Source organism: Empedobacter sp. UBA7248 (assembly GCF_002472945.1).
GTDB classification, from domain to species: domain Bacteria; phylum Bacteroidota; class Bacteroidia; order Flavobacteriales; family Weeksellaceae; genus Empedobacter; species Empedobacter falsenii_C.
Map to the genome: position 1 here is coordinate 52,918 of NZ_DKSU01000011.1, position 14,134 is coordinate 67,051.

13 protein-coding genes are annotated in these 14,134 nt (G+C 29.7%); 6 read left to right on the forward strand and 7 right to left on the reverse strand.

What is annotated here, in order from left to right; translation table 11 throughout:
- Window positions 1-443: 443 nt before the first annotated feature.
- The 3 genes from B4A23_RS11325 to B4A23_RS11335 all read right to left on the reverse strand — a co-directional run bounded on the left by B4A23_RS11325 (window position 444) and on the right by B4A23_RS11335 (window position 6,378).
- A complete protein-coding gene (locus B4A23_RS11325; RefSeq protein WP_291120088.1) occupies window positions 444-2,855 on the reverse strand; it encodes a T9SS type A sorting domain-containing protein in 2,412 nt (803 codons plus the stop codon).
- Between the two features lie 17 nt (window positions 2,856-2,872).
- The gene (locus tag B4A23_RS11330; RefSeq protein ID WP_291120090.1) at window positions 2,873-5,584 is read right to left on the reverse strand and encodes a M36 family metallopeptidase; all 2,712 of its coding nucleotides are present in this window, start codon (window positions 5,582-5,584) and stop codon (window positions 2,873-2,875) included.
- 416 nt (window positions 5,585-6,000) lie between these two features.
- On the reverse strand, window positions 6,001-6,378 hold the full coding sequence (locus B4A23_RS11335) for a GreA/GreB family elongation factor (protein WP_038334079.1): 378 nt from the start codon (window positions 6,376-6,378) through the stop codon (window positions 6,001-6,003).
- Between the two features lie 531 nt (window positions 6,379-6,909).
- Here B4A23_RS11335 and B4A23_RS11340 point away from each other — a divergent pair.
- The 6 genes from B4A23_RS11340 to B4A23_RS11365 all read left to right on the forward strand — a co-directional run bounded on the left by B4A23_RS11340 (window position 6,910) and on the right by B4A23_RS11365 (window position 10,880).
- A complete protein-coding gene (locus B4A23_RS11340) occupies window positions 6,910-7,224 on the forward strand; it encodes a hypothetical protein (RefSeq protein WP_286502309.1) in 315 nt (104 codons plus the stop codon).
- 91 nt (window positions 7,225-7,315) lie between these two features.
- Window positions 7,316-7,663 carry a hypothetical protein gene (locus B4A23_RS11345; RefSeq protein ID WP_038334068.1) on the forward strand — a complete coding sequence of 116 codons (348 nt, stop codon included), beginning with the start codon at window positions 7,316-7,318 and terminating at the stop codon, window positions 7,661-7,663.
- Between the two features lie 84 nt (window positions 7,664-7,747).
- The gene (locus B4A23_RS11350) at window positions 7,748-8,611 is read left to right on the forward strand and encodes an MbnP family protein (protein ID WP_291120094.1); all 864 of its coding nucleotides are present in this window, start codon (window positions 7,748-7,750) and stop codon (window positions 8,609-8,611) included.
- A gap of 22 nt (window positions 8,612-8,633) precedes the next feature.
- Entirely contained in the window at window positions 8,634-9,674 is a 1,041-nt protein-coding gene (locus tag B4A23_RS11355) for a cytochrome-c peroxidase (RefSeq protein WP_291120096.1), read from the forward strand.
- Window positions 9,675-9,684: 10 nt separating this feature from the next.
- On the forward strand, window positions 9,685-10,650 hold the full coding sequence (locus B4A23_RS11360) for a hypothetical protein (RefSeq protein ID WP_291120099.1): 966 nt from the start codon (window positions 9,685-9,687) through the stop codon (window positions 10,648-10,650).
- Window positions 10,651-10,652: 2 nt separating this feature from the next.
- On the forward strand, window positions 10,653-10,880 hold the full coding sequence (locus tag B4A23_RS11365; protein WP_291120102.1) for a YHS domain-containing protein: 228 nt from the start codon (window positions 10,653-10,655) through the stop codon (window positions 10,878-10,880).
- Between the two features lie 71 nt (window positions 10,881-10,951).
- Here B4A23_RS11365 and B4A23_RS11370 read toward each other — a convergent pair whose 3' ends face one another.
- The 4 genes from B4A23_RS11370 to B4A23_RS11385 form a co-directional block, all read right to left on the reverse strand.
- Window positions 10,952-11,260, reverse strand: coding sequence for a thioredoxin family protein (locus tag B4A23_RS11370; protein WP_291120105.1), 309 nt, complete (start codon window positions 11,258-11,260; stop codon window positions 10,952-10,954).
- A gap of 25 nt (window positions 11,261-11,285) precedes the next feature.
- Window positions 11,286-11,555, reverse strand: coding sequence for a rhodanese-like domain-containing protein (locus B4A23_RS11375; RefSeq protein ID WP_286502302.1), 270 nt, complete (start codon window positions 11,553-11,555; stop codon window positions 11,286-11,288).
- Window positions 11,556-11,580: 25 nt separating this feature from the next.
- The gene (locus tag B4A23_RS11380; RefSeq protein WP_291120108.1) at window positions 11,581-12,975 is read right to left on the reverse strand and encodes an MBL fold metallo-hydrolase; all 1,395 of its coding nucleotides are present in this window, start codon (window positions 12,973-12,975) and stop codon (window positions 11,581-11,583) included.
- A gap of 114 nt (window positions 12,976-13,089) precedes the next feature.
- On the reverse strand, window positions 13,090-14,007 hold the full coding sequence (locus tag B4A23_RS11385; RefSeq protein WP_291120111.1) for a YeiH family protein: 918 nt from the start codon (window positions 14,005-14,007) through the stop codon (window positions 13,090-13,092).
- Between the last annotated feature and the right edge of the window lie 127 nt (window positions 14,008-14,134).

The window sequence follows — 14,134 nt, forward strand, 5'->3', positions numbered from 1 at the left end:
AATGCGAATCTTCCTCTATTTAAAAATGATTCTTAGAAGGATGTAAATCATATTTTGATAGGAAATATAAAGGTTATACAAAACTAAAAAAAATATTAAAATCTAACGAAATAATTGGTCGAATTTTTATAAAAGGACATTAGTTAGAAGATATTTTCCTAATTCAACATTACTTTACTAGATAATTTATAATGAACAATATTACGAAGCTTTATTAAATAGGAAAACAAAATTTATAAAAGGTGATGATTCGACATCTGATACGATTACTTTAAAAAGCGAAGGTGCTCCAAATTTATTACAAGTATATAAAAGAGTGGGTTTATTTTACTATATTTCTAATTTTGATCAAAGTAATTTAAAAAAAATTAACACAAATTTATATCAATAAAAAAGGAGCGATTACTCGCTCCTCTAAAAAATTAACAACAAGAAACTTATTTCTATTTTTTGATAAGTTTTTGAGTTTCTACATTACCTTTTTCGTCTAAAATTCTAATTAAATAAACGCCGGTATTCAAGTGTCCTAAATTTAAATTTGTCTTTTTCAAATTAATATCTTGAGAATTCACTTTTAATCCTGCCATGTTAAATACCTCTACAGATTTTATCAGATTAACTGATTCTATCGTTACTTGGTTTGTAAACGGATTTGGAGATATTCTTGTTTTTGTTAACTTTTCCTGATCATTTGTATCTAAACTACTACATGTAGAAATTAACTTATAAACTATCTCAGAATTATACGAATTCCACATATCATTTGGTACAACAGGTGGTATTGCCTTCATTACAAAAACTTTAGGAAAACTCCCTATCGTCACATCTACATTCGGATTTACATCCCACAAACTTATATTCTGTACTTCATTAAATGATAACCAATACTTACTCGCTACATCCCCATCTATTGTTACAGGTTTATCAAATGTGATAGATATTCTTTTCTTTATCAACAATATCGAAAATTGATCCGAAGGAATATAGACTGTTTGAAGATTTACAGTATCTAATTTTTCAATTCCTATTGGCAACACATTTTTATCTTCGTCTTTGTTCATTGGTTGATCTGCATCTAAATTGGCTGATAACAAATTCAACTTCATTGTTGGTAATTCATCTTTAGGAATTGTTCCATCCATTGACAATCCCATAAACCAACCATCTATTTCAATTCCAGAAACAGTTAGTTTTTTTCCTTTTTCAGCAACAATATCTATTGCTGTTTCTGATGTTGCCATACCTTCAATAGTAGGCAATGACATATCAGCTATTTTTGGTGTTTCTGGAATGACTTGATTACATGCATTGTTAAGACATTCAGCTTTTAACTGGTATACTGCTTCTAAATTAGAAGAAATCGTCCATTTTCCTTGATTATCTGTTGAGTTTTTACTGGCTAATTTCGTTGCTACAGCAAAATTTGAATTCACTTCTAGTGTTTGAGCATCAGTTACTAATTTCAACCATTTCTTAATTGAAGTTGTAGTTTCTAGTGCATTTAAATCAATCGGTTTATCAAAATCAATATCATATTGGTAACTTGATTTACCATTTATTGTTCCAAGAGATGTTTTGGAAATAATTTTTCCAACAATTTTTGAAACTAATGTAGAAGGCAAACCGTTCGTATCTTCTAACAATTCGAAATCAACCTTACTTGCATCTCCTTGTAAATTAATTTTCAATCCAGTAATTTTAGAAGATCTTCCTCCGTAAGCATTAATATCAAATGCTATTTCTTGATTTTTCGTTCCGTTTAATTCTTTCGTCAAATTAAAGTCTACCGAAGGTATGCCCAAATTACAAGGTTCGTTAATTGGATTCTTGTTCATATTCATTACAAAAATTGTGACATCTGTTTTATCAGTTGATGCATCGCAATTTTCATTTCCATGCAAGTATAATCTAACAGTACCAGTTAACGTACTTTTCCAATTAAATGCCCCTTCTATAGATGTAAGATTTGTGTTCGTTTTTAAATCTTTCAAAGAAAGATAAGCATTCTTAACAGATGGTTCAAAAGTATAATCGTTTCCTTCGTAAACAAAAATATCAACATAACTTCCTAAGCTAACATTTTTCAGAAAAGTATCTTGAACATTATTAGTAGGAATAAATGTACCTTGATATGTAGCCCCATTTGGAGTATTTGTACAAACTTTAGGCGGAACTAAACTAATCGTATAATCTTCTACTTGACCGTATACAGATCCTAAATCACATGCTGTTTTAGGATGAAGCGCCGACTTATAATCAGTTTGTCTTTTCAAAATACGCATTCTTGTTTCTCCTAAAGTAGCATCTTGAGGAATAGTTATCGTTTGCGAAACAGATTTACCATCTACACCATTTGAATTAAATAATAACTCATCCACATTAATAATTTCTCTACTATTAATTTGATCATCACTTGAAGTACTTCCAAAAATTCCATCGTTATTATAATCAATCATGATAGTAAAAGAACTGTAGTAAGCTCCTTTTGTATCACCTTGAAAACTTAATGTATATTTTGATGTTAGTCCCAGCTCAGCTGGTTTAACAGTTGTAAAATCTTCATAACCAATCGCTGTATTGTTTGCACTTACATGATCTAATAATGTATTGATTGAAGTCTTAATACTAACCCTTGTAATCTCTTCTGGAGATGAAATCTCAGCTGGTGTACAATATGTTAAGTTTAATTTATTTTGAAAGGATTGAGCTAATGCTTTTTGAACAATTAGACTCTCTATCTTGATAGGTTTAGTTGCTTGATCTAACCAACTTTCTAATGCTTTAGACGATAATTGTTGACCAAACATACTTCCTCCTAAAAGAGATAAAAAAAGAATATTTAGATGTTTTTTCATATTATTAGATTTAGTCATTATTTCTTGACGATTTTTTTCGTTACGACTTCTTTATCAGTATATAATTTTAAGATATATAAACCAGCAGATAAACGATCAGTAGATACACTACTTACTTGACCATCTTTTTTTACAGATCCAAAATTTATTACACGTCCAGTAACATCTATAATTTCATATTTCTCTACATTATCTTTCGAATTGATATATACTAAATCTTTTACGGGATTAGGATATATACTCACCGTATTCGCTTCTAAATCATCCGTTCCTAATCTTGCACAGGTTGGTGGTAAATCAAAAGCTTCTTTCCCATCAGCTCTTAATAATGGATCTCCTTGATCTGCACTATATCCCAATCCTCTTTTAGCAAAAGCTTCCCATATTAAACATTGATTTTCTCCTTTATTCAATACAACATCCGCCATTAAAATACCATCACGTCCATCTACAAAACCTGGATTTGCTTTTTGCATTTTTATTCCTTCCAATACTAAATCAAGAGCCATATTATTACCACCTGTATTTGATTTGAAATCTGGATTAAACCCATATTTATCAATTAATTTCCAATGCATTTCCCAAAGCATTAATGCCCAAACATATCCTGTTGGATGCATTTTTCCATCTCCAGGTCCTATCTCTTTTAATTTATCGTAAGTATGTGGATTTGCTTTCATGTCTGTTGTATAAGGCAATTCTCGAAGTCCTGCTCCATCAAAGGCATATTCGCCCATATTGATTAAATCTTTAGCTGTATGATAGGCTTGTTGCGTTAAATTTAAAGCGACATAATCACTCCATCCTTCACCCATACCTTCTTCACCACTAATCAATCCAGCACTTAAACGATTACTAACAGCATGTGTATACTCATGTAACAAAACTTGACTATCAAAATCACTATCTCGTACTCGGTATTTAAAATTTGATGAAGGCATAGTACCTACAATTTTTTCATTTTTAGAGATTGCAGTTTTTATCTTATCTCCCAAATCTTTTGAAATTCCGCCTACTGGAATTGTCAAATCAGGATTTGTTATATCCATAGATCCTGCAAAATCTCCTACGGTATTATTAATCACTATTATTCCTGCAGGATTGTATGCTTTAATATTGTCTACCTTTACACCAAAAGAACATGAACCTCTATTTACTAAAGCAAATTTTCCGTTCAGTTGATCTCCATTAACAATAGCTTCACAGCCGTCTTGAGAATCAGTACCTGTATTATCATTAATTAAAACCATCTCAGCACTAACAGGAGTAGATTTTCCAAAAACAAAACCTGCGTTATTACCAGTAGCACCTTTATAAATACCTTTCAAATCACCATCTTTTATTTCTAAAATACCTGCACCTTCAGCCAATGTATCAAATGTAAAAAACATGGTAACAGGATTTTTTCCTAAAATTGGAGCATAAGCCATTACAGCATTATTTGTTACAGTATTTGTTTTTCCTAATCCAGAAGTAGAAAAACCGATAACTCTACTCTTGTCACCATCATTCATTTGAAAACTTCCTGCTTTCGGATTAAACCCGTGATAATGTAAAATATCGTGAATAGAATTCATTGAATAAAACATTTGTGTTGAAGCAGCTTCTGTATAACTTAACGGATCATAACTCATTGAATTACCAGGTGTAGGAAAATCAAACAAAAGTTTTTCCCCTCCATATGCTTCATTTTTCACAAATTGATCTCCTGCTGCTATTAAAAGTTGAAAAATTCCAAAAACAATATCACTGAATTCTCCATCTTTATCATAGCCAACCTGCATATTATTTCCTACAGTATGATATTTTGTTAGGTTTGAATTTCTTGCTGCTGCCTCTGGAATTAATTTGTGCCAACCTTCTTTAGAAGCTACTACATCGTAAGTGTTTGTTAGTAACTTAAAATCTGATTTCAAAGGACTTTGCTGTGTAGCAGGGATTACGCGGTAAGTAGCATTTAAGGGTGCGTCTGACAATAAACTAGACTCTTCTGATGGTGAATAAGTTGCATATGCGTTTTCTATCCATTTGAAATCCTCTGGATTGTTGTGATAAACATTTTGTTTTGATGCGGTAGCGTCAAAATTACAACTATTAATAATAGATTTTTTAGCTAAAAGTTGACCATTGTTTGCATCAATAATGGTTTCATAAACACGTTCAAGTTTATCTATATGATCATTATTTTTGATTTCAGTTAATGTAACCCAAGCTAATTTTATTGTTCCATTATCATTGTAATAATTTAAAAAACTTGGAGAATCTTTAAGAAAAGCTACATATTCTTTATCTTCAAAACTTTTAGCTGATTTTTTAAATTCGGCAGTTATATTTTTAGGATCAATTTCAATGTACTGCTTCCCTAAAGATTTTGCTAAACCTAATACTGCTTGATCAATTGTTAATTTTGGAGTTACAGTTAAAGTATTATCAACTATAGCATTAACAAAATTTTCATTATGATTAACAACCTTTCCTTGTTGAACGTGAAAAGTACCGCTAGTCCCATAAACGGGAATTCCATTAATTGTTTGTTGAATCTTCACATAGTCTCCTACATTATTTCCAACAACATTTTCAGTAACTACAGTATAATCAAACTGTGAGTTAATTGCACCTTTTCTTTGTGTTTGATTCAAAAAATCATCAACAACTTGCACCGGCGATTGAGCAAAAACGGAAGCTGATGATAAACTAAGAAGAAGGAGTAAAAAGTAATTTTTTCTCATGTTTATAATATTTTTAGACTTCATCAAATTGATAACATTTGATTTATCTAAAATTAACATTATACTTACATCAATTTAACTCCTTTTAATTCTTGTCTACAAAAAGTGACAAATTGTAGACAAGAATTAAATGATTAAAAACCTAAATAACAATCAGTTGCGTAAACATATTAAAATACTCATCAATAATTACATAGACTTATTGTAGACATTCAATCAGTTGTATTTTCGGAAAAAATGAAACAATTATGATAGTAATAAATCAATAATTCTTAATGTTTCTTTAAAAAACATAATAAATATCATAGAAAATAAAATTGTATCGATTGTCTACACAATGCAAAATCTATTTATAAACTATTTAAAATAAAAAAACCGAGCTAATGCTCGGTTTTTTTATTATGCTTTTGGACAAATTATGAAACTGCTTCTACATTCAGAATTTCATATTTTTTTGTACCATCATTTGCTGGCCATTCAATTACATCACCAATTTTATAACCAATTGTTGCTAAACCTTCGTCCATTAAAATAGAATGACGATTCTTTTTCGGTTTTGCCTTTTCTGGGCTAACAAAATTTAATTGATATTCTTGATTAGAATTTAATTCTTTTATTGTTACTTTTTTCCCTACAGTCACAATATTATCCGCCAAATCTCTTCTCAAAATTTGTTCTGCATGACGCAATTCTTTTGTCAAGATATTTTCTTGTTCTGCTGTTACTTTTTTTCTTCTTAAATGGTCTTTAATTAAATCGTATAATCCTGTTGTTAAAATAATATTTGTTGTCATTTTGATAAATTCTTAGTTAAACTTTCAATCATTCTAAGAAGATTTCCTAAGACTCAAATATCAAATGACCGAAAATAAAATTCGCTAAAATTTGATACAAATCTCCTTACAGAAAATTGAAAATAATTGATAATTGAAAAAAAATAGAAGGTTCCCTGTCTCGAGTCGTAACAGGGATTAGTTGATAAACTCTTTCGAGCTTCTTAAGAAAGTATCATCATGCAAATATGCCAACGACAAAAACAACCACGATTGGTTGTTTCTTCTATAGATGTCGATAAAATTTGCCATAAATTGATCCTAAAATGATTAATTCAAAGTTACGATATCTTTCTCAATCTAAAAAATATAAACCTTTTAAGATTATTTCATTAATGTCATTTCAATAAAAAGGAACTTGAATTTAATTTCAGAAAAAACTGATAATCTTCATTTTCAAAATAAATAAAAACTGTCTAATTTTATAAAAATTTTAAGGAATTGAAATCTTACCTTTTCATACTAACTGTTGTTCTAATAACTTGTAGACCATTGCTACCAGTTATTGACTATTTAGTGAATTATGATAAGATTTCTAAAGAATATTGTGTTAATATAGAACGTCCAGAATTATTGTGTAATGGCGTTTGTTATCTGAAAGAACAGATTTCCAAGACTGTTACTGATGAACAAAATGATGATAATAAAATTCAAGTTTCTTTACGCACAATTGATTATTTTATCTATCAACCTACCTTCGAAATTAATACATCTAACTTTACAAAATCTATTGAAAAAATATCGACTTTCGAATTAGCTTTCGAGACTCAATATCAATTAGATCAACAACTTCAGCCTCCTATTTGATAAATAATTCTTGTTTATCAAATTATTATCTCATTAACATTTAATCAAGTTGACATTTCATATAAGATTTGTCAAAAGTTTCAATTGTTTATTGATTGCATTGTTCGTGCTTTTAATTGGTTTTCGATCATTAATTCCTTTTACTGTATTCATTAGTACTCAGGAGAAGATTATTGATGAATATTGTATCAATAAAGAGCGACCAGAAATGCAATGTAATGGAAAATGTTATTTATCGAAGCAACTAAAAGAAACGGAACAAGAATCTGATTCGGTTTTAGTAAAGAATATTCGATTTGCAGAAATTTATATACATTTCGAATGCTTAGATATTCCATTTATTCAAGATTTTATTGTAAAAATAAAACATCGATTCTTTTGGCAATCATCCTATTCTATCGATTGGGTTTTTAAATATCTAAAACCTCCAATTGTTTAATTAATAGAACAAATATCCAGTATTGGAGAACAATAATTGTTTTCCAACAGCATTTTTATTCAAAAAAATTAAACAATTATTACAATGAAAACAATCAAATATTTTTTAAACTTATCATTTATCGCATTACTTACTTTATTTACTTCCTGCAACAACGATGATGATTTCTCTGAAATTAAATCAACTGAAACAGGTAAAATTCAATTAAAGTTTGAAAATGGATTTGATAATTTGGGAGGAATTGTTCTAGATCAAACAACTCAAACCTCATCAAACGGACAAAAACATAAATTAACAACATTAAAATATATCATTTCTAACATCTCATTAATTGATGAAAAAGGGAATGAATTTGATTATCATAAAAACGATCCAGACAAAGGCGCTTTTGTTATTAATCAAGATTCTGCAATTGCTAATGTCGTTTATTTAAATTTGGATAATATTCCTCAAAATAAATATATAAAAGTACGTTTCGGACTTGGTGTATCTCAAAAAGCTTATTTATTAGGCCAGACTGGACAAGCTACTTTTTGGGAAAAAGCAAAGAAAAATGGAATGACTTGGTCTTGGGCTGCTGGTTATGTTTTCTTTAAAATAGAAGGTTTTTATGGGAAAACTACTACTGACACCTTCTTCTTAACTCATACTGGAAATATGGGAGATATTAACAAAAATAATGTTCAAGATTTATATAGAGAAGTAACATTAGATTTACCTACATCTGCACGAGTAACTTCTAGGATTAAGCCTTCTATTCATATTATGGCAAATTTGAATACCTATTTAAGTGGTGATCATAAATTGATATTAGATGAGTCGAACAATAATATTATGGGATCTTCCAACTTTGCACAATTGGTAACAGAAAACATACAAAATATGTTTCGAGTTGATCATGTACATAACGACGAAAAAATCAATAAAGTTTATAGCGGTGTTTTATAAACACCGCATAATTCTACAAACAATGAATAAAATAATAACAATTATTTTCAGTTTATTCATCTTGTTAAGTTGTAACGATGATGATATTGATTATGGACAGATCGTTGATGAACCTTATCAATTAGAAATTCCTTCTTATTTTCCTAGAATAACATTTGATACAGATAAATATCCGTTAACTAAAAATGGTGTTGAGTTAGGTAAAAAACTATTTTATGAAGGTCGACTATCTAGAAATAATACTATTTCATGTGCTTTTTGCCATATTCAAGAAAATGCCTTTACTCACCACGGACATCCTGTTAGTCATGGAATTGATGATCGATTAGGAATTCGAAATGCCCCTGCTATTCAAAATTTGGCTTTTCTAAATCGATTTATGTGGGATGGCGTTATTCATGATTTAGCTCAACAACCAATTTCTCCAATTACAGCTGAAGAAGAAATGGATACAACTTTTCCCGAAATCATTAAGAAATTATCATCAGATTCTTCTTATCCAAAAATGTTTAAAAATGCTTTCGGAGATGATAAAATCGATGCAAATCGTATTCTCAGCGCATTAGGACAGTTTATGGCTTCAGTTGTATCAAAAGATTCTAAATATGATCAATTTTTAAGGAAAGAGGCAAATTTAAATGAAACCGAAAAAAAAGGTTTACAACTTTTTCAACAGAAATGTTCAAGCTGTCATAAAGGAACACTTTTTACAGATGAGTCTTTTCGAAATACAGGAATGTATTATAATAAACAATACAAAGATGGAGGTTTATATCGTGTCACATTAGATTCGACTGATTTTATGAAGTTTAGAGTTCCAAGTTTAAGAAATATTGAAATGACCAAACCTTATATGCACGATGGTCGATTCTATAGTTTAGAAGCTGTTTTGAATTTTTACTCAGAAGGTGTACAAAATGATAAATATTTGGATTCTCAACTCAAACAAAATAATCGAATTGGAATTCCTATGACAGAAGAAGAAAAAAAAGCAATTATCTCTTTTCTAAAAACATTAACTGATTACTCATTTATTAATAACCCTGCTTATGCAGAATTTTAAATCTATTCAAATGAAATTATATATCAATTTATTTTTCGTTATATTATTTACACCCATTTCATTATTTGCATATACAGATAATGATTCTATTGTAGTCTCTCATTTATATGATTTAGAATTAGATTGTGATGCTTGTGGTTGTTCAGCAACTTCAACCTCAAATGGAATTGAAAATCTTATAAATTCAAATTTCATTGGTATTCGTTACCTTCATCAATCTTATAAAGCTAAAGAAGATGCTTTTTCTAATAAAAGAACACAAAAGCAACAATTCAATACCATTCAATTATGGGCAAGAATTCCAATAAATAATAGAATTGACATCAATGCTAGCATTCCTTACCATTTTCATAATAAAAAAGGTAAAAACTCTTCTTCTATTTCTGGTATTGGAGATTTAAATATGATGGGAATAGTTAAAGTCATTAAATCAAATACAAGTTCTAATGAGCTAAAACATGGATTAAGTGCTGCAATAGGTTTAAAAATTCCAATCGCAAAATTTAATCAAGCAAATGCTGAAACAACCAATCCTAGTTTTCAATTGGGTACAGGAAGTTGGGATACTCAGTTTGCAATAAATTACCAATTAGCTTATAAGAATTCGACTTTACAATTAGTAACAGACTACAACTTGAAAGGAGAGAATAAAAAGAAATACAAATTTGGAGATCAATGGAATCAATTAATTCAATTACAACATCTTTTCATTAACAATGAATTAAAATTACTTGGAAAAGTCGGTTTTCAAAACGAACTTTATTATAAAAATGAACAATTTGGGGAGACGATTCCAAAATCTAAGGGAAAAGCTCAATTTGCGAAATTAGGATTAGAAGCAGCTGCTCGAAAGTTTAATTTTGGTATAGAATATTTTCAACCTATACTTTCTGATTTAAATTCGGGAGAAATCGAAGTAAAAAACAGAATAGGTTTCTTTTTTAATTACAATTTATTTCAATCTAAAAACAAATAACAATGAAAAAAATATTAACATTAACATTCTTCATCATCTCTTTTTCAATTTTTGCTCAACAAAAAGTAAAAGTAAAAGTTGTAAACGAGAAAGATCCTATTTGTGGAATGAATACCGCACAATTCTTAACAGATACTGCAATTTATCAAAAGAAAATTTATGGCTTTTGTAGTAAAAGCTGTAAAGTTGAATTCAAAAAAAATCCAAAAAAATACGTGAAGAAAAAGTAAGAATAAGAAAATAATTTGACAGTAGTTACAGTTGATTCTAAGAAGAATTATTAAGCAACTACTGTCATTTTTTATATCAAAAATTGTTTTACAATTTCCTGTAAATCATCTTCAAACTTTACTCCATAATGTTTCCAAAGTAGCTTTCCTTGATGAAAAAGCATCAAAGTTGGTACACCATTTACTTGATACATTGCATCAAATTGAATAGTACTTACTTTGTCTTTATCTACATCTATTTTTATAATTTCTACATTATCAGGAAATTTTTCTTTCAAATTTTCTAAAAACTGAAGTTGTAATTGACATGGAGCACACCAATTTGCATAAAAATCAATCAAATAAAAATTATTTCCTTGTATTTTATCCAATAAATCCATTTTTAAAATTTAGATATTATTACACTTATTTTATTGTTTGCCAAGGACCGCCGTTTATTGCATCAAATCCATTTTTATTTAAAATTGTTGCTGCTTGCGCACTACGAGCTCCACTTCTACAAACTGTTACAATTTTTTTGCTTGGTAATTCCTTTAATCTTACTTCTAATTCTTGCAACGGAATATTCACCGCATCTGCATGATGTCCTGCCAAAAACTCTGCTTTTGTACGAACATCTAACAATAAAGCACCTTCTTGTAGATAATTTTCTACATTCGAATTTGATGTCAACATTTTTAAAATCTTTTTGAAAAACATATTATTTAACTAATGGTTTTTGATTCAATTTCCAATCAGCAATTCCTCCACTATAATTTTCAACTTCAAAACCTTTCGATTCCAAAAAACTCTGTGCAATCGTTGCTCGATCTCCAGCTTGACAATGCAAAGCAATTTTTTTAGTTTGATCTAATTCATTGTATCTTTTTGGTAAATAACCAACAAAAATATGCTTCGCTCCTTCGATATGACCTTCTTTAAATTCTGCTTCTCCTCTAACATCTAAAATCTGAACCTCATCATTTCCAATGTAATTTTCCATTGTATCTGCATCGATCAAAATAGAAGATTGTAAAGAACTAAAATTACTCAACATATCTGTTGGAGTAATATAACCATAGACATTATCCAAACCAATTCGCATCAATTTTCGCGTCATTTCTTCTACTTCATCCTCTTCTACAATCAACACAATTGGTTCTTGATAATTTACCATCCACCCCATCCAAGTATTGAATATTTTATTGTTTTGAATATTTAATGTTCCTGGTAAATGGAATTGAGAAAAATCTGTTTTGATACGCGCATCAATCACTTTCATTCCAAAATCTTTCGCTTTTTCAAATTCGATGTATGTTAATTTAGCCCATTTCGGAACTTCGATCAACAAAGGACGTTTTGTTTTATTCAGCTTTTTCATCATTGCAAAGTAAGCTGGCGCTTCGGGTTGATCTGCCAACAAATAATCAACAAATCCTTTTTCATTCGAATCAAATTGCAACGCCCAATTTCTGATTTTCTCATAACCAACCGTCGTACTTGCTACAGCACCCAAAGCTTTTCCACAAGCAGAACCTGCTCCATGTGCTGGCCAAACTTGTAGATAATCTGGTAATGCTTGAAATTTTTTCAACGATTCAAACATCTGTTTCGCTCCTACTTCTTTAGTACCAATTAATCCAGCTGCTTCTTCTAATAAATCTGGACGACCAATATCTCCTACAAAAACAAAATCTCCATTAAAAATCATAACTGGTTCTTTCGTCGCAGGCGTATCTGTCAACAAAAAACTAATACTTTCTGGCGTATGACCTGGTGTATGCATCACCTCAAAAATTAGATTGCCTACTTCTATTTTATCGCCATTTTTTAATCCGATATGTTCAAAATCGTATTGCCAATCTTCTCCGCCTTCATCAGACAAATACATCTTCGCACCTGTTACATAAGCCAACTCTTGGCTACCAGAAAGATAATCAGCATGAATATGTGTTTCGGCAATATGCGTAATTTTCAGCTTATTTTCTTCTGCTATTTTTAAGTATGTATCAATATCTCTTTTTGGATCGATTACAATTGCTTCTCCTTTTGCTTGACAACCTACAAGGTAACTTGAATGTGCCAATGACTTTTCAAAAATGTGTTGAAAAAACATATGATAATATTTTTATGGTTTAACCTTTTCTAATTTGTTGAAGCAAAGTTAAGTTGCTAAAAAACAATCGACAGTAACCAATGTTACAGACTTAAAATAGAGAGAATAAAGATTTTAAAAATAATTTAAAACCAAAACCAAAGATAAAATGGAGATAAAAATCCAAAGTAAAATTCCGTATGATAAGGTTTTAAAACCTGCTTGTTTGATGGATTTTAAGTTAATCAACGAGCCAATCATAAATAAAGCAACAACCATTAATTGTTTCGAAATTCCTTGTAAAATATGATAGACTTTTTCGCCTTGAGGAAAATAAGTAGCGATAAGCATTGTTGCTATAAAACCAATAATAAAATAAGGAAATTTGTAAGAAGAGTTCTCTTTTTTGTTGAAATAACCAATTAATAAAGCCAATGGAAAAATCCATAATGTTCGGCTCAATTTTACAGTTGTTGCAACTTCCAAAGCTTGTTCACCGTATTGTTTAGCAGCACCGACAACAGAACTTGTATCGTGAATTGCAATTGCCGACCACAAACCAAATTGATATTGCGATAACTGAAAATAATGTCCGATAAATGGAAGAACCATTAACGCAATCGCATTCAACACAAACACAACCGCCATGGCAATGGTAATTTGATTGGCTTTTGGTTGTAAAACCGAAGAAATTGTAGCAATAGCACTTCCTCCACAAATAGCAGTTCCTGAAGTAATCAGCAGCGATGTATTCTTGTTGATTTTTAATAATCGGTAGAATACAAATCCTAATGTAAAAACACTTAACACAGAAATAAAAGTGAGAAAAAATCCATCTTTACTTACCGAAACTGCCTCGTGAAGATTCAAACCTAACCCTAAACCAATGATTGCAATATTTAATAATTTCTTTGAATATCGTTTTGAGATTTCTCCAAATTCATTCTGAAAAATTAAACCATAACCAATCCCTAAAAGTAACGCCACAGACGACTCTACAAAAGGAAAAAAAGTAAATAGCAACAATCCAAAATAAATTATACGGGCAATCATTTGTTTTATGAAATACAAAAACAAAAGTAATTGACCGTATCAAAATAGATTGTAACATTTGTTACAAATGATATTATTTTTAGAAAATTTTTCTAAATACAAAAGATATGTATTTAAAATTATCTAT